Genomic DNA, 22,251 nt, shown 5'->3' on the forward strand with positions numbered 1-22,251 from the left:
TACTGTTTTTATTTGTAATATAATATTAATAAATTTGATGCAAAAGATCAAGATGTTAAACACAATTAATTATAAATAATTTTATAGGAAGATCAAGGATATAGATTATGGAAGTAAAAACAGAAGAACAGGTACTTCAATTAGCTAATAGAATAAAAAACAAATCAATTAATCAAATTATTAAAGAATTAAGTAATACTAATGATGTTAACTTAGAAGATAAAGGTTATGTAGGTTATGTTATAGAAAGTTATTTTGGTGTTAAACGTAATAATTCTAGCAAACCAGACCTTAGTCATTTAGGAATTGAAATTAAGACTACTCCACTTAAAAAATTAAAGAATAAAAACGAATTTTCTGTAAAAGAAAGAATGGTTTTAAATATTATTAATTTTCATCAAGAAAATTTAGAAGATTTTTATCAATCATCATTTTTTATTAAAAATAAAAAAATATTAATGGTATTTTATTTGTTTAATAATGAAATTTCAGATAAAAATTATTTTATTCATACTATTAATTATCATGATTTATCAAAAATTTCTTTAAAAGATTTGAATATAATTAAAAAAGACTGAGAGATTATTGTTAATAAAATTAAAACTGGTAGAGCGCATGAATTATCAGAACGTTTAACTAAATATTTAGGAGCCTGTCCAAAAGGAAATAAGAAAAGTAATAGTTTAGTTACTCAACCTTTTTCAGATATTAAAGCAATGAGACGCGCTTATAGTTTTAAACCTCATTATTTGAAATATTTATTAATGCAAGATTGCTATAAAGATAAATTAATAAAATTTAATATTAATGAAAATGATAATTTAGTTGATTTTATTTTTCAAAAACTCTTTCCTTATATTAATTTGACTGCTAAAGAATTATGCAAGAAATTCAATATTAATTATAAAAGGAAAGATAAACACTACGCAATTTTAAAAGAGATTTTTGGTATTAATAGTTTTAATAATGTTGAAGAATTATTAAAAGAGAATATTAAAATCCGTACTTATACAATTAAACCAAATAATGTAATACAAGAAGAATTTCCTTTTCTTATAGTAAATCCTCATGAATTTGAATATAAGAATGAGAATTCTTTTTATGATTCTGAACTTTATAATTATTTTATTAATACTAAATTTATTTTTGTGGGGTTTAAGAAAGATGATGATAATACTTATATTGCAAAAATTTCTTATTTTGAGTTTCCTGAAAAATATCTAAATAAATTAGAAACTATATGAAATGATACACGAAGAAAGTTTCAAGGTGAGATTATATTAAATTTAAAATATACTAAAAAAGGTAAAATTATTACAACTAATAATTTAATTTCTAAAAAAAATGGTTATATTGGTCATATTAGACCAAGAGCTCAAGATAAAAATAATGAATATTGAATTCCTTGTGATAAAAAAATAACTAGACAATGTTATTGATTAAATAAAGAGTTTGTTCAAGAAAATTTTAAATATTTAACAAAAGATTTTAAATAAAGAATAAAAAAGGGGTAAAAAATGGAAACTGAAAATTATATTATCCAAAAAAATTTAGAAAAATTAATTTCTTTTAACAATCCTTCTCAGACTGGAATGATAATTCCTTCTTTTCCAAATAAAAAATTTGATGTTTATGAAGTTCCATTAGAATGATTAAAATTTAATCCTTATAATGATAGAATAGCGTCATATATTAGAAGTTATGAATTTAAAAATAAAAATAAAGATATAAATTATTGATTTTCTGATGAAGGACAAAAATTAATAGCAAATTTTTTATGAGAATCAGATGTCAATAGTAATGATAAAACTAAAGAAGATTTATTAAGAAATAAACAGCATACTTTTGCTATTATAGATAAGAATGGTTTAATTATAGATGGTAATCGTCGTGTATGTATTTTAAAAAAAATTTGTTCGGAAATAAATTATAAAAATTTTAATGTTAATTTTTTTAATAAGTTAAAAACTATAATAATTTGGGAGCCTTTGAATAAAAATCAAGTTATGGAACTTGAAACAGAAATTCAGATGGGTCAAGATGGTAAAATTGATTACCAACCAATTGAAAAATATTTAAAAGTTAATAAATTATTGAATGAAGGATTTCCTGAAGAAAAAATTGCCAGTTTAATAAAAAAAGAAGTAAAAGATATTAGAGAATATAAACAAGTTTATAATTTAATGAATAGTTATTTAGATTATATTAATGCTCCAAATCAATTTGAATTTATTAAAAGAATGGAAGATCATTTTATTAATTTAAATAAAACTTTAAATTATATGAGAAACGAAAATTATAGTGCGGATTGAAAATATGATGATACAGATATTTTTGATTTTCAAATTATAGCGTTTTGTTTTGTTCGATCAGGATATGAAGGGAAAAAATTTAGAAAATTATTAGGTTCAGCAACTCAAAGAAATGGTCCTTTTGCTAATAAAAAAATGTGAGATAAATTTAAAGAAGAAATTTTGGAAGAGAATAATAAAGCTGAAAAACGAATGATGCATAGAATTGATTTAATGAAAAAAGAAGATCAAGAAGCTGTTTATAAAAATGATAGTAATAAAATTTATTTAAAAGATAAATATAATGAAGTTTTAAGAGATATATCTCGTATATTAGAAATTAAGAATGATGGTTTCAAAGGTCAAAAATTAATGAAATCCTGTTTGCAGTCTATAAATGAAATAAATAATATTTTTGAAGAAATATATATAACGTCTGAACTCAAAAAAGATTTTAAAAAAATAAAAGAAATAATTTTAAATATTGATAAAAAATTAATTGAAAAAGGTAAAAAAGATGATTAAACTAGAGATTTCTAATGATAATATGATTATAATTTTAAATGCTAGTTACTTATCAGATGATAATAAGAGAAATTTAGATCTTTTTTTAGGTTCTAGTTCAAGAATTGCACAAAATTTTTTAACTATAAAAAATGATACGCAAGTTAATACTCAAAATTTATCATATTCTTTAATTCAAATAAAAAAATATTTAGATAAAAGTAGAATTAAATATATTTTAGGAGAAACTATTAAAAAATTTGAATCTAAACAAACTTTAGTTAAAGATAATTTTTTTAAATTGAAAAAAATTGGTGAAAATTTAAAATTGAATATAGAGATAATTCCTGAAGAATTTATTTGAGAATATAAAGATTTTGAAAAATTTACTAAAAAAAGTTTCCAAAAAGAACATATCCCATATCCAAATCAATTGCGTAGCGCATTTTTTCATTTAAAAATGAAAAAATCTTGTAATTTTTCTGATCCAGGAACTGGGAAAACAACTATAGTTTATAGTTTATTTAACTGATTAAAAAATAAAGAAGAAGATGAAATTGATGCTATTTTTATTATAGGTCCACTGTCTTCATTTCATTCTTGAGAAAAAGAATATGAAGAATGTTTTTGAAGAGTTCCAAATTGTATTGATTTTAAAGCAAAAAGTTTTGCGAGTCGTCTTAAAATTAGTAATATAGAAGATTTAGACAGAGTATATTTTTTAAATTATGATAGAGTTGATTCTTATAAGGAAGAATTAATTGAATTCTTTCAAAAGTATAGAATATTATTAGTTTTGGATGAAGCACATAGACTTAAAAATCCAGTATCAAGAAGATTTAAAGCATTGAATTGTATTTTAAATGCTTCAGGTATTAAAATTCCTTATCAGATTATACTAACAGGTACACCAATTCCTAACGGATACGAAAATTTTCATTCTTACTTTGATTTAATAAGAAAAGAAGAACCTAAAATTCTTTCTAAACAATTTCACGAACTTAGAAAAATTGAGAATACTGATTTATTAAAAATTGCTGAACTTACAAAAGAAATTTTTCCGTTTTTTTATAAGTTAAAAAAAGAAAAAATGAAGAATTTTAAAATTCCTATTGAAAAGTTACAAGATTGTAGTATGGATGAATTCCAAAATGAATTATTTGACAGACTTCGAAAGAATTTAATTGATTCTTGAGATAAAGAAAATGATATTCAAATTCATTTAAATTTTTATAGAAGTAAATTAATTAGATTAATGCAAATACAAACAGATCTTAGAATGATATCACAGCCAGTAGATAATATTATTTATTCAAATACTAATTTAAATGATAATGATGAAGATTTAGATGATAATGATTTTGAAGAAATAAAAAATCTTTTAAAAAATAAATCGTTTGAAAAGGAAATAGAAGAATTAGCACTTAATTCTTCTGATATCAAAGTTAAATTAAATACTTATGTTAACCAAAAGAAAATACCTGAAAAATATATTCAATTAATAGAAATAGTTAAAAAATTATTGAATAACAATCAAAAAATTATAATTTGAACAAATTGAATTTTTACTATTAATGAAATTCATAGACTCTTAAAAAATGAAGGTATAAATTCTGGTTTATTATATGGAAAAATTAAATATGAAGAAAAATTGAAAACTATTGATAAATTTAATAACCTTGAAAGCAATGAACTAATGGTTTTAATAGCAAATCCAGCTTCAGTTGCAGAATCAATTTCACTTCATAAAGCTTGTCAGAACGCGATATATTTTGATATTAATTATAATGTTACAAATTATTTTCAATCAAAAGATAGAATTCATAGATACGGGATGCTTCCAGACAAAGAGCAAGTAACATATTATTATTTTTTATCGGGCAATGGATTAGAAAAATATATTTTTAATTCTAATAAATCAAAAGAACAACAAATGAAAGAATTTTTTATTTCAAATGACAAAACATACAACAGTTTTATTCCTGAATCTACTGATGTTGAAGGAATGAAAAAAGTAATTAACATACTAAGAAAAACAAATATAGACTAGTTTATTATTTGTTTTAATAAAAATATTCTTTTTTTAGATTTTATGTTAGCATAGTATATGAAATAAAATCTTAAATAATCAAGGAGACAATTATGCTAACAGCAGGAATTGTTGGCTTACCTAATGTTGGTAAGTCAACCCTTTTTAAAGCAATAACTAATTCTCAAGTTTTAATCGAGAATTATCCTTTTGCTACTATTAAACCTAATATTGCAACTTGTCCTGTTAGTGATCCAAGAGTAAAGAAAATAACAGAAATTTTTCAACCTGAAAAAATTGTGCCAACAGTTTTAGAAATGCATGATATTGCCGGGTTAGTTAAGGGTGCTCATAAGGGTGAAGGTTTAGGAAATCAATTCTTAGCAAATATTAGAGAAGTTGATGCTATTTGCCAAGTAGTTCGATGCTTTGAAGATAGTAACATCACTCATGTTGCTAATAAAATTGATCCTGTTGATGATTTTGAAGTAATTGAATTAGAATTAATTTTTGCTGATCAACAAGTGATTAAAAATCGGTTAGAAAAGACAGTTAGAAAAGTTAAAGTTACTAATGATAAGGCAGCTTTAAAAGAAATTGAATTATTAAAAAAAATTAATCAAGCACTTGATCAAGGAGTTGTTCTTCGTAATCAAAAGTTAACTGAAGATGAACAAGAATTAGTTAAGCCATTTAATTTCTTAACAATCAAACCAGTGGTTGTTATTGCAAATATTGGTGAAAGAGATTTATCTAATAAAGATAACAAACATCTTGAAGCTTTAGAAAATTATGCAAAAGAAAAAGGTTTAGAAGTAATTTCAGTTTGTGCCAAAATTGAAAGTGAAATTGCTGAACTTGAAGATGCAGAAAAAACTGAATATCTAAAAATGTTAGATATTGAAATGTCAGGAATTGAACAAATTGTTTTAGCAACTTATAAATTATTAAATTTAGCAACATTTTTTACTGCTGGACCAAAAGAAGTTCATGCTTGAACTTTTATTAAAGGAATGAAAGCACCTGAGTGTGCTGGAATTATTCATACTGATTTTATGAAAGGATTTATTAGAGCTGAGATTTATAACTATCAAGATTTAATTATTTCTGGCGATGAAAAAAAAGTAAAAGATGCTGGAAAATTAAGAATTGAAGGAAAAAATTATCAAATGCAAGATGGAGACATTTGTCATTTTCGTTTTAATGTTTAATTAAGATAAATGAATATATAGGGTAGAAAATTAAAGCGAAGAGTATTAATAAAAATTAGAGAATTTAAATAAAAAAAACATTAATAGTTGATGGTTATTTGTTTTAAAAAAATGTAAAATTAAGTTGAAAATTAAAAAGAGGGGCAAAAAATATAAGGGGTTTATTATGAAAAAATTATTCTTATTAATCGAAAGTTTGATGCTTTCTTCTGTTGTTATTAGTCCAATAATGGCAGAAATTAATGAAAATTTACAACAAAATGAGATTAATACTAAATCACTTGATATGGTAGATTTAAGATTACCTTCATCAGGTGCTGCAATTGAAGTGGAATTACCTAATTTAAAAAAATTAGTAAATGATAATGTTAATCCAAATGAAACAGTATATGAAACTGGTATAACTTTAACAAATAAAAATAATGAATCACATGATTGATTAAATGATTTGTCTGATACAAGTCGTTTAAAAACTGTTTTAAGAGAAGATGACTTAAGTATTAATAAAGTTATAGCTCGAGTTTGAGAAAATAAAGGTGAAGGATTTAGTTATCTTATAGTAAATCTAACTTTTACTTCTTCTGAAAATAAAGAACCAAAAGTTATGCCAATCGGTAGATTTCTTTGATTTACTAATCAAGTTAGAAATTTTTGAACTGAAGCAATGAAATTTGAATATGAAGTATATTCAAAGTAATTTATTTTAATATTTTTTATAATAAAGAATTTTTATTTAGAAAATTATATTAAATTGTTGACTTTTTAATTTTTAAATCATTGTAACTAATACAATGATTTTTTATTTTTACCGCAGAATCTAGTAAATAATTCTTTCAATCATTAATTAAAATTGAGTAGACAAGTGATTTAGCATATATTATAATTAAATGATTAAATGTATTAATAAAGGTAAGGATGTGTTTATTAAAATGGATAAACAAAATAAGCAAATTGAATATCAAAAAGAAAGAGAAGAATATGCTCCGCATGTTGAAAAAGTTGATCCAGCTTTTAAGAAATTAAGACAAGGAAAAATAATGTTATTTTTTGCACCAATAGTTCATTTAGGGGCTTGTGCAGTTTTCTTAATTCTTTTAGTTATTGGTTTACTTGCGAAAGATAAATTAGGATTTACTTTAAACTCAACTCAATCAGCTTTAGCATTCTCTTATATTGGAGCATCAGTTTTAGTTGATCTATTACTTTTTATGTTTCCAGCAAAGAAAGCAAATAAGAAGTCACAATTTCGTATTATGGCAATCTTAACTTTAATTCTTTCAACATTAATTTTAAGTGGTTCATTTATTTTTTGGGGAATTCCAACTTTGTTATTTTATTCTGTGATAACATTAATTGTATGAGTATTTGAGGTTATTGCAGCAATTTATTTAATGTTAGTTGTTGAAGCATTACCTAATTAGGTGAGAAAATGAAAAAGATTTTTTTACATTTTAAAAAAAGTTCTGTTAATCAAAAGGAACCTTTTTTGCCTTATGAAGATAAGGTAAAAGTAGCATATTTTAGTTACTCAGGATTATTTTGATTTTTAGGCTTATTAGTGTATATTTTTAGTCTTTTTCTTATTATCAATTTAGCAAAAAATGGTAAATATCAAATTACTAGTGATATTAATGAAATCAATTTTTTCTTTACACCAATTTTAAACTTAATCTTAGTTACTGCTTCATGAGTCCTATTGTTGATTGCTCCTAAAAGAGCTTATAAAAGTCCAAAGCATAGTAGTATTTTATTTTATTGTAGTTTCTGATTTTTAGTAATTAGTGTGATGTTGAATGGACAAGTACAATTAACATATATGGAAGTTTATGCTCATGAAACTTTGTATCATTGAGTTAACATTGTTTTTGCTAAGATAGTTATTCTTCTTTCAGTTTTTGCTTTGTTTGGGATTCAAATCTTTTTTTGAACTATGCGTCGTAAGTTTGCTTTTATGCCAACTGATTACGAAATTTACACTCAAAGATCAATTGATAAGAAAGCTAAAAAAGCTGAAAAGCAATTGAAAAAACAAAATGCTAAATTAGCAAATAAAAAATCATAAAATGATATATTTATTTTAGGATGGAGAGAAAAAATATGAAAAGTCGAATTACTTGATTTTTATTTTTTTATATCATTTTAGCTATTTTTATTTGTTACGATTTGGCTTATTTAGGAGTCATCTGAAGCAACAGAGACCTACTTAATTTATATAACAATGGTTTTGAAGTTTCAGGACCAGGGAAAGATTTATTTAATTATTCAAATTCTTTTGCAGTTTATGGTTTACCAACACTTGGTACTTTATTTTCTCTTTTTGGTTTAGTTGCAGCAGTGCTTAGTCAATCTTTTATCTTAAAATCAAGTACACCAAAAAGTAAATTAATTGCTTTATCAACAAGTTTTATTGTCTTGATTATTGGTTTCTATTTCGATTTTATTGGTCAATTATTTTATAATGAATGAAATGATACTTCAGTGATGATTACAGAAACAGGTAAGTCACCTGTTGTGGCAAATACATTTTATAGTTACTGAATGTCACTAGCAGATATTTGAATTGTTTTTGCAGTATTTTTTGTGCTATTTATTGCTTCAATTGTGATCATAATTAAATTGTATTACTTAAATATTCAATGATTAAAATACGACAAAAAAGAAAATGCTCAAGAATTAAATTTAGAAATTACAGCTCCTTTTCCAAGTAATGTTGAGTTTGATCCAAATGAAACTCAAACAATTACTCTAACGCTTGATACAGATAAGTTGACACCATGGAAAACTCCTAAGAAAAAGGATAAAATAAAAAAGAAGAAAAAAACAAAAAAATAATAAAGAATGGATATGTTAAAAATGGAAATTCGTGTTAGATACGCTCCAAGTCCAACAGGTTACTTACATATTGGCGGAGCAAGAACAGCAGTTTTTAATTACTTATTTGCTAAGCATCATAATGGCAAGTTTATTGTTAGAATTGAAGATACTGATCTAGAGAGAAATATTGCTGATGGAATTTCATCACAATTAGATAACTTACGTTGATTGGGATTAGAAATAGATGAAACAATTGATCATGAAGGAAAATATGGGCCCTATCAACAAACTAAAAGATTAGATATTTATCGTAGTCACGCTGATAAATTAATTGCTGACAAGCATGCCTATCACTGCTTTTGTACTAATGAAGCATTAGACAAAATGAAAGCAGAGCAACAAAAAGTAGGAATTTTTTCTTTTCAATATGATGGTCGTTGTGCCAAACTATCGCCAGCAGAAGTTAAGAAAAATTTAGCTGATAAGGTTAGTTTTGCAATCAGATTGAAAACACCAAAAAACAAAATTTTTACTATTAACGATATGGTAAGAGAAGAAGTAAGTTTCAATACTAAAGATATTGGTGATTTTGTCATCATTAAATCAAATGGTGTTGCAACTTATAATTTTGCTGTTGTTATTGATGATTATTTAATGAAAATTACTCATGTTCTTCGTGGTGAAGAGCATTTATCAAATACACCAAAGCAATTATTAATTTATGATTACTTTAATTGACAAGCACCAAGATATGGTCATCTGACTTTAATTATTAGTGAAACTGGCAAGAAACTATCAAAGCGTGATGGTAGCTTGATGCAATTTATTGAACAATATCGTAATCAAGGTTACCTATCTGAAGCTTTATTTAATTTTATTAGTTTATTAGGTTGAAGTTCTCATCAAGAAAGAGAAATTTACACAAAATCAGAACTAATAAAGATTTTTAATAGTGATTATTTTAGTAAAGCTCCAAGTATGTTTGATGTTCGCAAATTATTATGAATGAATAATTACTACATTAAAAATTTAACGCAAGAGCAATATTTAAATTTAGTGGTTCCTTTTGTTAAGTCAGAACATGACTGAGAAAGTAAAGATGAGCAGTGATGACAAGAGTTGCTACTTATCTATCAAAAGCAGTTAATGTATGGAGCTGAGATTAATGAATTGATTAGTTTATTCTTTGAGAATAAACCACCATTAACAAAAGAAGCACAAGATTTTTTACAAACTAATCCAGATGCTTCTAAAAAGGTACTTGATGATTTTAAAGCAAAGCTTGCTACAACTGATGATTGATCACTTCAAGAAATTGAAAACATTATTCAACAAGTTAAGGCAGATACTAAGATTACTGGCAAAATGCTATTTATGACAATTAGAATTGCTTGTTCAAGACAAACACATGGACCAGAATTAGCCAAAACAATTAAGTTATTAGGCAAAGAACAAGTGCTGACAAGACTAACGGACTTAAAGTTATAGAGGTTTATTATGAAAACTAATAAGAAAATGTTTGCTCAAGAATTTATTCGTGATGCAATTCATAAAAATATCAACATCAATGAACCTGTAATTAGAGAATTAATTGCTAGTAAGGAATTTCAAAGATTAAGATGAATTAGTCAACTAGCAGGAGCTCAAGTTGCTTTTCCAAGTGCAACTCATACAAGGTTTACTCATAGTTTAGGAGTCTATCATGTGTTGAATCGTGTCTTTAGTGAAGTAAAGGGCGCTAATTTAATTAGTGACAAAGAAAAATTAGTTGTTAGAATAGCTGGTTTGTTACATGATATTGGTCATGGACCTTTTTCTCATACTTTTGAGAAAGTTTTAAATTTAAATGAAGATAAAGATTATCCCTTTAGCCATGAGTTCTATACTTGTGCCATCATTAGTGATGAAAAAACTGAAGTTAACCAAATTTTAAAAAAGTATCACATTGACATCAATCAAGTTACAAACATTATTAAAAAAGATCGTAGCAAATGTCCAAAGTATCAAATTCAATTAGTTTCATCACAACTTGATTGTGATCGGATTGATTATCTAATGCGAGATGCTTATTTTACTGGTGCCAAGTATGGTGCGATTGATTTGGATTGAGTTATCAGCAATATGATTCTTGACAAGAAAGAAGGAATTTTATTTAGTTACAAGGCTCTTTCAGCAATTGAGAATTATTTGATTACAAGATTTCATATGTATCTCCAAGTTTATTTTCATAAAAGTAGTATCTTTTTTGATTTAAAGTTACAAAAGTTGTTTCAACAATTAGTTAAATTGTGAAAAGAAAACTATCAATGAAAAATTGACATCCAAAAAATCATGCCAATTTTAAAGCAAGAGAAAATTGAAGTTAGTCAGTATTTAGAATTAAGTGATGTTACTTTAATTAACTTAATCAAAGATATTATTGCTTATGAAACTGATGAAACCTTAATTATTTGAGCAAAAGCAATTTTATACAATCAAGAAAAATATAAAATTGTTCTAGAAAGAAAAAAAGTTAGTTCAAATGCAAAAGTTTTAAATAATTTTATTTATGATACCAAAAAAGATCCAATTATGATTCAAACAGTTGACAATAAAGTTCTACCTTTAGAAAAAGTTTCACAACTTTTTGAAAATCCAACAAAAGAACAAAAAATCTTTTATTCTTTAGCAGAAATTAATTAATTTTGCTGTTAGTTTAATTTAAAAGAAAGATATTGCGATAATTCTAATATTATGTTAAAAATTAGTAAAAGTTTACTAACTTTTTAATTTGAATGAGGTATCTATTATGAACATCTTTCCATGTATGAATAAAGTTTTTATGTATCCTGATGATAAAATTTTAGACATGCCGTTAAATGATTTTTATAATAAGATAAGTCATTATCAATTTACTTATGAAGAATTAGTAATTATCTTAGGAATTATTTTAAATAAAGCAGTTATTAATCAAACAAAAGCACAATTAAAATTAGTAGCAAATGATTTCAAAGAAGAAGTAGTAATTACTTTTGCAATTTTTGCTTATATCTTTATTGGTGATGAGTACAATGATCGTATGACAATCAGTCACTTGAAAGTTAACTTACAAGAAGAAGAACGTAAGTTATTTATTGATACTTTAAATACTTTAATTAGTGATTCAAGTCGGATTTTTCATCTTTCAAGCGCTTTAGGAAATGATAACGATCGAGCTAATATGTTTGCTGTTAACGCACTTTTAAATATTAAACGAGGTCTGGGTATTGATAATTTCCATATTACATTGTTTACTATTTATCAATCTTTGGAATTAAAGTTGAAACATTGTTTAAAAAAATATATTGATAATGAACCAAGTGCCCAAAAGAAACAAATTAATTTTCATAATTTAGTTCGTTTAATTAAATTAATTAGTACTACCAGAGTGACTGATTCTGAAATGTCTGAAATTCTAAAATCTTTAAGAGAATATTTACGTTATTTTGAAAAAATTAATCCGGGTGGTCAAGCAGCAAGATATGAAGCAACTCCCAATAATAATTATTTTAATGAGAAGAGTTACTCATTTATTAATGAAAGAGAACTATTAGAGAACTTTGTTCAAGCTTTAACTTTGTTGCAACAGTTGTATATAAAATTAATTGAAATTTATGATAGTAAAGAATCAGAAGCAAAGCATGATTTTGAAAGCAATGCTTTGGATAAAAATTTAGCAGAATTAATTGGAGCCAACTTTAATGATGATGAGAATCTCTTTAATAACAAATTACTTAATTTGTTAGATCATCAAATTTTTGGAGATTATCAAGAATTAGTTAACTTAAGTTATGAAGAACTAACTGATTTACGTTTTTTAATTAGAATTGGATTTATGAAATCAATTAATCAAGCAGTTAGTCAATTTTTAAAAAAATAAAAAAACAATAATTAATTAGGTATAATAGAAATATTTTTATAAAATGTTTTTATTAAGAGGAGTCAGTCAGTGAAAGAAAGTAGTTACATAATTAGTACAATTCAAAAAATGCTTGTTAGCGCATTAAAACTAACAGAGTATCAAGTTGAAGAAAATGATATTCCTGTTGAACTTAATCAACAAAAAAATAATTTTGGTGACTATGCTTCAACAATTGCTTTGCAGTTAGCTAAAAAGTATCATAAGAAACCAGCAGATATCGCACAAGAAATAGTTAGCAAAATTGAAAAAAATAATTTAATTGAAAAGATTGATATTTTAGGAGCAGGATTTATTAACTTCTATCTTAGTCCTAGTAGTTTCTATCAAATTCTAGTTGAGATTCTTGATCAAAAAGAAAATTATGCTAAGTTAGAAACTAATAATTTAAAGTATAATGTTGAATTTATTAGCGCTAATCCAACAGGGTTGTTGCATTTAGGTCATGCAAGAAATGCAGCGATTGGTTCAAGTTTAGCCAATATTTTAGAGCATAGAGGCTATCAAGTAATAAGAGAATACTACATCAATGATGCTGGCAATCAAATCAACATTTTAGCAATATCAATTTTTATTCGTTATCAAAATCTTTGTGGAGCACAGTTAGAATTACCTGAAGATAGTTATCGTGGTCCAGAAATAATTGCAGCAGCACAAACTTTTAAAGATAAGCACGGAAGTGAATTTTATCAAAAAGAGTTTTCTTCTGAGATAAATAAAGTACTTGCAGAGTTTGGGATTGATTACATGCTAAATGAAATCAAGACTGATTTATCAAATTTTGGTGTTGAGATGGCAGTTTGATTTCATGAATCAAGTGTCTATCAAGATGGATCAATTAAAAAAGTGTTAGATATTCTAGCAAAGAATAATAATAGTTATCAACTTGAAGGAGCTACTTGATTAAAAAGTAAGCAATTTGGTGATGATAAAGATCGTGTGATTGTTAAGTCAGATGGTACTTATACTTATATGTTGCCAGATGTTGCCTATCATGATAATAAATATCATCGTAGTGATTTATTAATCAATATTTGAGGTGCTGATCATTCAGGATATATCAATCGAATTAAAGCAGGTTTAGCGGCACTATCAGATGATCCTAATAAATTAATCATTGTTCCAACACAAATGGTTCGTTTAGTGCAAAATGGTGTTGAGCATAAAATGTCAAAGCGTGCAGGAACTGCTATCACAATGAAAGATTTACTTCAAACTGTTGGCAAGGATGTTTTACGTTATTTCATGATTTCTCGTGCATCTGAAACACATTTAGACATTGATATTGATATTGCAAAAAGTAAGAATCAAGATAATCCAGTATTTTATCTGCAATATGCTCATGCAAGAATTAATCAAATTATCAGTCAAGTACCAAATTTTAAAATGGTTCAATCAATTGATTTGCTAACTCATAAAAAAGAAAAAGAACTATTAATTTTAATTGATGAGTATCTTTTAACTTTAAATCGCGTTGTTAGTACATTTCAACCACATTTATTAGCTAGTTATTTGCAAAGATTAGCAAAAACATTTCACTCTTATTATAATGAGTGTAAAATTATTAACATTGATAATAAAGAGTTAACTAATCAACGTCTAACATTAGTCTGGGCAGTTAAATATCTATTATCTAATGGGTTAAATTTAATTGGTGTTTCTGCACCAAATAAAATGTAAGAAGGGAAAATTAGAGGTGAAAGTATGGAAACTAACTTATTAGAAATTGCTTATAAGTATTTAGAGAAGCGTAAAAAGGCTAGTTTTAGTGATATTTGAAAGCATGTTAAGAAAGAATTAAATATCAGCCCCGAACATGAAGAAAAAGTAATTGGAAATCTTTATACAGGAATGATTTTAGATACACATTTCTTTTTAAAGAGTGACAAATTATGATACCCAAGAAGTCAAGTATCTTTAGATGAAATTAAGTCACAAGTTACTTCAATTGCTCAAGATCATGATGAAGAGTTTGATTTATCAGAAGATATTACTGATTTATCAGAAAGTTTTGTTGAAGAAGAAACTGAAGATGATGAAGAGGATGACGACACCATCTATATTGCTGAAGATAGTTATGATGATGGTGATCAAGAACTTGATTTAGATTTAAATAAAAAAGCTTTACAAGAAGAATTTCAAGGTTAAGGAAAAAAGATGGAAACTAAGTATATATTTGTTACTGGAGGAGTTGTTTCTTCGTTAGGAAAAGGAATTGTTGCAGCATCAGTTGGCAGAATTTTAAAGCAACGAAAATTAAAAGTATTCATGCAAAAAATTGATCCTTACATCAACATTGATCCAGGAACAATGAGTCCCTATCAACATGGTGAAGTTTATGTTACTAGTGATGGTGCTGAAACTGATTTGGATTTAGGACACTATGAACGTTTTATCGATGAAAATTTAACGCAACAATCTAATGTTACAGCAGGAAGAATTTATCAATCAGTAATTGAAAAAGAACGAAAAGGTCTTTACAATGGAACAACTGTCCAAGTGATTCCTCATGTTACTGATGAAATTAAAGCACGAATTTTTAAAGTAGCGCAAGAAAGCAAGGCAGATGTCATCATCACTGAAATTGGTGGAACAGTGGGTGATATTGAATCACTAGCTTTTATTGAAGCAATCAGACAAATTCGTTACGAAAAAGGTAAGGAACAAGTTGCTATTATTCACACTACTTTGATTCCATTTTTAGGTGCAGCAGGAGAATTTAAAACAAAGCCAAGTCAGTATTCGGTTAAAGAACTACTTTCTTTAGGAATCCAACCAGATATTTTAGTGTGTCGTAGTGATGCACAAGTCCCAAGTTCAATTTTAGATAAGTTGTCACTATTTTGTAATGTTCCAAGAGAATATGTCCTTTCACTTCCTGATTGCAGCAATATCTATCAAGTTCCATTAGTGCTAGCAGAACAAAAAATTGATTTATTTTTAGCTAACCTTTTAAAGTTAAAAATAAGTTCATTAGATATGAAAGAATGACAAACAATCAACAATAAAATTGATGACATTAAAAATGAGACTAGAATTGCTATTATTGCTAAGTATGCTAACTTAACTGATGCTTATTTATCAGTGATTGAATCATTGAAAATTGCTGGGTTTAATTGCAATACTAAAGTAAAGTATGACATTCTTGATGCAGAAAAACTAACTGTTAAAAATCTTAAAGAAACATTAGGTAAGTATGAAGGGATTATAGTTCCTGGCGGGTTTGGTGCAAGAGGAATTGAAGGTAAGATTTTAGCAATTAATTATGCTCGAACTCATAAGATTCCTTTCTTAGGATTGTGTTTGGGAATGCAGTTAGCATGTATTGAATTTGCTCGAAATGTTTGTAAGTTAGAAAATGCTAACTCAACTGAGTTTGATTTGCAAACTCCTTATCCAATTTTAGATTTACTAAGAGGAAAATCTTATAGTGATCAAATGGGTGGGACTTTACGTTTAGGAAATTATCCAGCAACTTTAAAAAGTAACACACTAGCAAGCAAACTTTATCAGAAATCAATTGTTGAAGAAAGACATCGTCATCGCTATGAATTTAACAATGATTTTCGTCAAGAGTTAAGTGATAAAGGTTTGATTTTTAGTGGTACCTATCAAGAGCAAGATTTAGTTGAAATTATTGAATTGCCAAGTAAGGTTCATCCATTTTTTATTGCAAGTCAATTTCACCCTGAGTTTACTTCAAGAATCAATCGCCCTAATCCATTATTCTTAGGATTTATCAAGGCTGTGACTAAATAAAATTTAAATTTGGGTAGTTATAGAGTTAATCATCGTGTATAATTGCTCTTAGAAATTAAAATATTTAATTTATTAGAAGGTGTATAATGGAAAATTTTATTAATGCTAAGTCTTTAGTTGATAAAGCTAGAGCAGGAAAATATGCTGTTGCTCATTTTAATATCAATAATTTAGAATGAACAAGAAGCATTTTAGAAGTAGCGCAAGAAACACAATCAGGAATTATTATTGGTGTTTCAGAAGGAGCAGCTAAATATATGGGTGGCTATCATGTTGTTGGCAATTTAGTTAAGTCTTTAATGCAAGATTTGAAAATTACTGCTCCAATTGCCTTACATTTAGATCATGGGCAATCATTTGAAGCATGTCAACAAGCTTTAGAAGCAGGTTTCACTTCAGTGATGTTTGATGGTTCACATTTAAGTTTTACAGAAAACTTAGCAATAACTAAAAGAGTTGTTGAACTAGCTAAAAAATATAATGCTTCAGTTGAAGCAGAAGCTGGCTCAATTGGTGGAGAAGAAGATGGCGTTGTTGGACTTGGTGAGGTAGCTGATCCAAATGAATGTAAGCAATTAGCTGATTTAGGGATTGATATCTTAGCAGCAGGAATTAATAATGTTCATGGACCTTACCCAGAAGGTTGACAAGGTCTAAACTTTGATTCTTTACAAAAAATTGCGCAAGTAAGCAATAAACCATTAGTTTTACATGGTGGTTCAGGAATTCCAAAAGAACAAGTTAGCAAAGCAATTAGTTTAGGAATTTGTAAAGTAAATGTGAACACTGAGTTGCAAGAAGTTTTTGCGGCAGCAATTAGAGAATACATTGTTGCAGATAAGGATAAGACTAAAAAAGGTTACGATCCAAGAAAAATTATGCGTGCACCAATGGATGCAATTAAGAATACAGCAAAAGAGTTACTGACAGAATTTGGTTCTTTAGGTAAGTCATAGTTTTAAAAATAATTTATAAGTGATTATTTTTTAGATTATCAATGATACATTCATGATAAAATTAATATGTAAGACCTAAATGTTAGTTGATGACAGATAAGCTTAGTTTGCTTTGGAATCTAACCGCGGTGTAAACGCGGAACCATTTAGGCATTTTTTATGATTAAATCCCATTTTGAACAGCTACAATAAAGTAGATTCGTTAAATGGGATTTATTGCTTCACATTTTAAACACAATTTTGATATTGTTTGACATTGTTCTTTTATAGTATAGTGACAAAAACAAGAAATTTTTTTATGAATAGTATCAAAAAACATATCTATGTCTTTATCTCAATCTTTTTGAGAACCTATAATGATTCTACACATAGAGGAAGTTAAACCAGCATAGTAATCAGAATATCTTATTAAAGGTGATATTGATGAATCTAATTGTGTTACAATTATTTTCACATTATTAAATTTAGAATTTATATATAGTGATGTATTTATATAGCCTTCAAGCGATTCAAGATTATTTTTACGATTTATTTTCGGTGTAGATTTTCTTTGATCAATAAATATTTTTATCGCAATTTCTTCATTAAAATTGATATTTGATTTATTTAAAGTTCTGTCTACTAGATAATAAACCATCATATTATATATTGCGTCCAAATTTAAAGCTCTATTATTTTTTGCTTTTCATTTTTTTAAATTACAATGGATGCTTATATTTTGTTGATTAAAATTTTTTATATTTTCAATTAAAAATTTTTTATTATCATATGATAGTGTATGTCATTTTAGTTCTCTGTCTTTTTTTGTATTTTCTGACAAGATATATTGCGCTAAATTTTGCTCATTATTTTTTCGATATGCTTTGATAGAATTTTCTGTTTTTAAAATATTAGCTTTAATTTTAGTTTCTATTTTTTGAATTTGAGTGTGGTCATTAGAAATATTATAAAACCCAGCGATAGTAAAAAACGCTGATGTAGTATTTCCACTTTCATCTAAATAAAAATTAATAAATCATTTCAAAAGATATAAACCCCCATTTATAAAAAAAGAGGGTTGCCCCTCCAGCATAGAACTGTCCGTGCTTACATCACGGTTAAGCTTTGCTACATAATTCTATGTCTTACAAATTTATAGTAACATTTTATTTAAAAAAATAACAGCAATTAAATTATTTTTATTTTTTTTGTTACAATTAAACAAAAATAAACTTTAAAAAAGTTCCGAGGTTTTTTGTGAAAAAAAAGATAATTGAGATTACTAATTTAGAAAAGACTTTTGCTAGCAAAGTTATTCTTAAAGATGTCAACTGAAGTGTTGAAGAAGGAGAACGAGTAGCAATTTTAGGAGCTAATGGTGCTGGTAAGACAACATTTGTCGAAATGATTAGCCAAGTTTCTAAACCAACAAAAGGAAAAATTAAAATCAATTTAGATGGAAATATTAAATCACAAATTGGAATTCAATTTCAACAAGGTGATTGAATTCCAGGGTTAAATGCGCAAGATCTTTTAGAATTTTATCATCACCTTTTTCCTGAGTTCAGTGAAAAAAGAGAAAAAGAATTAGCAGAGATTTTTGAGATTAATGAATTTAGAAAAACTAGTTTAACTAAATTATCTGGTGGTCAGAAGCAGCGCTTTAATGCAATGCTTTCAGTTTTAAACAAACCGAAGATTGTGATTCTAGATGAACTAACAGTTGGTTTAGATATGGAGTTACAATTTAAAATTTTAAACTTCTTTAAAAAAAGTACTAAAGAAGAAAAGCAAACTTTATTAATTGTTTCTCATAATGCCCAAGAAGTTGAAATGTTGTGCACAAGAATGATTATCATTGGAAATCAAGGAATTTTCTTTGATGACTCAATTAAAAATGTTCAAAAAAATTATGGTGGGGTAAGAAATTTAATGGATAATTATTTTAGAAAGGAACTAAAAAATGGCAAAAAATAGATTTTCTAGTTTCAAACGTAAAAGTGAAAATTATTGAGGACTCTTTAAATTAATTGGTAAATCTTTTTATCGTAATCCTCGTGGACCACTTTTTCTTTATATTGTTCCTGTTTTTTTCTTAGTACTATTTTATTTTGTTCTGGGTAATGGGATGGACAATGCAGGTAAAGTTAGCTTGTTGTCTAGTTACTTGTTATTACCAGGGCTAACGATTTTAACTTCTTTAGCTCCAGCAATTGTTGAATGAAAAAATTCAGTTTTTTTAAAGCGAATTGACAGCACAGGAGTAAACAAATCTTTATTTTTATTAGCATTGTGAAGTTTTTACTTTTTAGTTGGATTAAGTGGCATCTTTTTTCAATTTCTTATCGCCTTAGCTTTAGGGAATAAAATTTTTATCGAACATTTGCCAACGATTCAATGAGGATACTTTATTTTAGGAGTTTTCTACACAATTATTTTAGCAATAGCAATTGCTACTCTATTAGGCGGACTTTTTAGTAATGAAGGAGTAATGCAAGGACTGACAATGATGATTTATTTTTTATCAATTTTCTTATCAGGGATAATGTTGTATCCAACTTTATATGAAACAAGTGAATTTATTAGAATCTTTACTTATTTAATTCCTCAAAAATATGCATCTTTCTTAATTTTAATGGCTCAAGATGTTAAAGGACTAGCAGGAGAATTTAACAATGCTAATCCAAATCATCAAGATTTTACAGCTGTTTGACAATTAATAGTTGGTGGATTATTGTTTATTATTTTCTTTTTTGTAATCACTAACTTTACTTTTAAATGAACTGCTAAGCGATAACAACAAACTTAATTTGCATTTTATTTAATTATGTCTTTTATTTTTTGTTAGAATTATAGGTAAAGAATTAGAATGATAAGGAAGTGTCTTAGTGAATAAAAAGGTAATTGCGATTGCTAACGATCATAGCGCATCTGAATTTCGTAAACCAATTATTGAATATTTAGAGCAAGCAGGATATGAAGTTTTAGATTTAGGAACAAAAGATTCCAAACCAGTAGACTATCCTGATTTTGGTGTCAAAATTGCTAAAGCAATTGTTGCACAGAAAGCTGAATTAGGGATTGCTATCTGTGGAACAGGAATTGGAATTAGTATTGCAGCTAACAGGTTTCATGGCGTTAGATGTGCTTTAGTGTATGAAGAAGAAACAACAAGGTTAGCAAGACAACATAATAATGCTAATGTGATTGCGTTAGGAGCAAGAATTATTTCTTCTTATAAAGCAGTTGAGTTAGTAAAGATATTTTTAGATACACCAATTAGTTCTGAAACTCGTCATCAAAATAGAATTAAAAAATTGGATTAAAGAAAGAAGGAAACAAAATGAATTATGATAAGGAGCAATTTTTAATGAAAGATGAAAAACCTGATTTAACAATAATCAATAGTAAAACTAAACAAGATGCTGCTTTTAATAAAGGGTTGGATCCACAACTAACTGAAGTTGTTCAAAATGAAATTGTACGCCAACAAAATCATGTTGAGTTGATTGCTTCAGAAAATTATGTTTCTGAAGCAGTTTTGAAGTTAGCAGGAACAGTACTGACAAATAAATACGCTGAAGGTTATCCAAAAGCAAGATACTATAATGGTTGTGAGTATGTTGATGTTAGCGAAGAACTAGCAAGAGACAGATTCAAACAATTATTTGCTTGTGGTCACAAGCCGGGTGAAAAATTTAAAGATGAAAATGGCCGAGAATGAACTTGTAAGCAAGCAAATGCTCATGCTAACGTACAACCACATTCAGGTAGTCAAGCAAATGCTGAAGCTTATGGTGCAGTTCTAAAACCTTTAGATACAATTTTAGGAATGCAACTTGACGCAGGTGGGCATTTAACTCATGGTTATCGTGTCAACTTTTCTGGCAAGACTTATCATGGATTCGGTTACGGAGTAAGTGAAAAAGATGAACAATTAGATTATGATGCAATCTTAGAACTCGCAAAACAATGTCAACCAAAAATTATTATTGCTGGAGCAAGTGCTTATTCAAGAACAATTGATTTTTCTAAGTTTCGTGTCATTGCTGAAGAAGTAGGGGCATACTTAATGGTTGATATGGCACATATTGCTGGACTAATTGCTGCAAAGCAACATCCAACACCAGTTTGTCATGCCGACATCATCACAACAACAACCCATAAAACTTTAAGAGGACCAAGAGGAGGAGCAATTCTATCAACTGCTGAATTAGCAAAAAAAATTGATAGTTCAGTTTTCCCAGGTAATCAAGGTGGACCATTAGAACATATTATCGCTGCTAAGGCGCAAGCCTTTTATGAAGCGCTAACACCAGAATTTGTTGAGTATCAAAAGCAGATTATTAAGAATGCTAAGGCGTTTGCTAAAGTGTTTAGTGATGCAGGGTTTAATGTTGTAGCACAAGGAACAGATACTCATTTGTTCACAATTAATGTTCTAGCAATTAATGGTTTAAATGGTGAGACTGCTGTCAACATTTTAGAAAAAATTAATATCGTTGCTAACAAGAATGCTGTTCCATTTGATAAGTTGCCACCAAAAATTACTAGTGGTGTACGATTTGGTTCTCCTGCCATGACAACAAGAGGATTTAAAGAACAAGATTTTGAAAAATTAGGACAAATCATCATCAAAGCTTGAAGTCTACCAAAAGGGATTGAAGATCCAGGACTGGTTGCTTTAAAAGTTGAAGTTGAAGAATTATTGAAACAATTTCCAATTTATCCAAATATGACATTTTAAATTAAAAACCTGCAATTAATCTTG

The 22,251-nt window shown here is 27.0% G+C and carries 20 protein-coding genes; 19 read left to right on the top strand and 1 reads right to left on the bottom strand.

Translation table 4 applies throughout. The features are described 5' to 3' along the window. Nucleotides 1-107: 107 nt before the first annotated feature. From SPLAT_RS00325 to fba, 15 genes are all read left to right on the top strand, one after another. Nucleotides 108-1,496 (top strand): Sau3AI family type II restriction endonuclease, encoded by a 1,389-nt coding sequence (locus tag SPLAT_RS00325; RefSeq protein ID WP_168105097.1) that lies wholly within the window; start codon nucleotides 108-110, stop codon nucleotides 1,494-1,496. Between the two features lie 21 nt (nucleotides 1,497-1,517). Then, nucleotides 1,518-2,816: a hypothetical protein gene (locus tag SPLAT_RS00330; protein ID WP_168105098.1), complete on the top strand. Its 1,299-nt coding sequence runs from the start codon at nucleotides 1,518-1,520 to the stop codon at nucleotides 2,814-2,816. Further along, nucleotides 2,809-4,845, top strand: coding sequence for an SNF2-related protein (locus tag SPLAT_RS00335; RefSeq protein WP_168105099.1), 2,037 nt, complete (start codon nucleotides 2,809-2,811; stop codon nucleotides 4,843-4,845). Before SPLAT_RS00330 ends, SPLAT_RS00335 begins: the two co-directional genes overlap by 8 nt. Before the next feature lie 89 nt (nucleotides 4,846-4,934). Then, on the top strand, nucleotides 4,935-6,035 hold the full coding sequence (gene ychF / locus SPLAT_RS00340) for a redox-regulated ATPase YchF (RefSeq protein ID WP_168105288.1): 1,101 nt from the start codon (nucleotides 4,935-4,937) through the stop codon (nucleotides 6,033-6,035). A 166-nt stretch (nucleotides 6,036-6,201) separates the two neighbouring features. After that, complete coding sequence (locus SPLAT_RS00345; protein ID WP_168105100.1) at nucleotides 6,202-6,732, top strand: hypothetical protein; 531 nt, start codon at nucleotides 6,202-6,204, stop codon at nucleotides 6,730-6,732. A 232-nt stretch (nucleotides 6,733-6,964) separates the two neighbouring features. Further along, complete coding sequence (locus SPLAT_RS00350; protein WP_168105101.1) at nucleotides 6,965-7,456, top strand: hypothetical protein; 492 nt, start codon at nucleotides 6,965-6,967, stop codon at nucleotides 7,454-7,456. Nucleotides 7,457-7,464: 8 nt separating this feature from the next. Beyond that, the gene (locus SPLAT_RS00355) at nucleotides 7,465-8,097 is read left to right on the top strand and encodes a hypothetical protein (RefSeq protein WP_168105102.1); all 633 of its coding nucleotides are present in this window, start codon (nucleotides 7,465-7,467) and stop codon (nucleotides 8,095-8,097) included. Nucleotides 8,098-8,132: 35 nt separating this feature from the next. Further along, a complete protein-coding gene (locus SPLAT_RS00360) occupies nucleotides 8,133-8,867 on the top strand; it encodes a hypothetical protein (protein ID WP_168105103.1) in 735 nt (244 codons plus the stop codon). 21 nt (nucleotides 8,868-8,888) lie between these two features. After that, nucleotides 8,889-10,337: a glutamate--tRNA ligase gene (gene gltX, locus SPLAT_RS00365; protein WP_235083227.1), complete on the top strand. Its 1,449-nt coding sequence runs from the start codon at nucleotides 8,889-8,891 to the stop codon at nucleotides 10,335-10,337. A 9-nt stretch (nucleotides 10,338-10,346) separates the two neighbouring features. Beyond that, entirely contained in the window at nucleotides 10,347-11,531 is a 1,185-nt protein-coding gene (locus tag SPLAT_RS00370) for an HD domain-containing protein (protein ID WP_168105104.1), read from the top strand. A 106-nt stretch (nucleotides 11,532-11,637) separates the two neighbouring features. After that, entirely contained in the window at nucleotides 11,638-12,747 is a 1,110-nt protein-coding gene (locus SPLAT_RS00375; RefSeq protein ID WP_168105105.1) for a hypothetical protein, read from the top strand. 69 nt (nucleotides 12,748-12,816) lie between these two features. Continuing rightward, nucleotides 12,817-14,466, top strand: a complete 1,650-nt coding sequence (gene argS, locus SPLAT_RS00380) for an arginine--tRNA ligase (protein ID WP_168105106.1) — start codon at nucleotides 12,817-12,819, stop codon at nucleotides 14,464-14,466. A 24-nt stretch (nucleotides 14,467-14,490) separates the two neighbouring features. Further along, the gene (rpoE, locus tag SPLAT_RS00385) at nucleotides 14,491-14,934 is read left to right on the top strand and encodes a DNA-directed RNA polymerase subunit delta (protein ID WP_168105107.1); all 444 of its coding nucleotides are present in this window, start codon (nucleotides 14,491-14,493) and stop codon (nucleotides 14,932-14,934) included. Between the two features lie 9 nt (nucleotides 14,935-14,943). Continuing rightward, nucleotides 14,944-16,545, top strand: a complete 1,602-nt coding sequence (locus tag SPLAT_RS00390) for a CTP synthase (protein WP_168105108.1) — start codon at nucleotides 14,944-14,946, stop codon at nucleotides 16,543-16,545. Nucleotides 16,546-16,631: 86 nt separating this feature from the next. Further along, nucleotides 16,632-17,501, top strand: coding sequence for a class II fructose-1,6-bisphosphate aldolase (gene fba, locus SPLAT_RS00395; RefSeq protein ID WP_168105109.1), 870 nt, complete (start codon nucleotides 16,632-16,634; stop codon nucleotides 17,499-17,501). Between the two features lie 202 nt (nucleotides 17,502-17,703). Here fba and SPLAT_RS00400 read toward each other — a convergent pair whose 3' ends face one another. Next, on the bottom strand, nucleotides 17,704-18,573 hold the full coding sequence (locus SPLAT_RS00400; RefSeq protein WP_168105110.1) for a DUF3800 domain-containing protein: 870 nt from the start codon (nucleotides 18,571-18,573) through the stop codon (nucleotides 17,704-17,706). Between the two features lie 164 nt (nucleotides 18,574-18,737). Here SPLAT_RS00400 and SPLAT_RS00405 point away from each other — a divergent pair, with 164 nt between their 5' ends. The 4 genes from SPLAT_RS00405 to SPLAT_RS00420 all read left to right on the top strand — a co-directional run bounded on the left by SPLAT_RS00405 (nucleotide 18,738) and on the right by SPLAT_RS00420 (nucleotide 22,227). Next, a complete protein-coding gene (locus SPLAT_RS00405) occupies nucleotides 18,738-19,457 on the top strand; it encodes an ABC transporter ATP-binding protein (protein ID WP_168105111.1) in 720 nt (239 codons plus the stop codon). Then, nucleotides 19,444-20,277, top strand: coding sequence for an ABC transporter permease (locus tag SPLAT_RS00410; protein ID WP_168105112.1), 834 nt, complete (start codon nucleotides 19,444-19,446; stop codon nucleotides 20,275-20,277). Before SPLAT_RS00405 ends, SPLAT_RS00410 begins: the two co-directional genes overlap by 14 nt. 91 nt (nucleotides 20,278-20,368) lie before the next feature. After that, on the top strand, nucleotides 20,369-20,806 hold the full coding sequence (locus SPLAT_RS00415; protein ID WP_168105113.1) for an RpiB/LacA/LacB family sugar-phosphate isomerase: 438 nt from the start codon (nucleotides 20,369-20,371) through the stop codon (nucleotides 20,804-20,806). A 44-nt stretch (nucleotides 20,807-20,850) separates the two neighbouring features. After that, complete coding sequence (locus SPLAT_RS00420; RefSeq protein ID WP_168105114.1) at nucleotides 20,851-22,227, top strand: serine hydroxymethyltransferase; 1,377 nt, start codon at nucleotides 20,851-20,853, stop codon at nucleotides 22,225-22,227. The last annotated feature ends 24 nt before the right edge of the window (nucleotides 22,228-22,251 follow it).

Origin of the sequence: Spiroplasma platyhelix PALS-1, assembly GCF_021496725.1 — a bacterium.
GTDB classification, from domain to species: domain Bacteria; phylum Bacillota_I; class Bacilli_A; order Mycoplasmatales; family VBWQ01; genus Spiroplasma_D; species Spiroplasma_D platyhelix.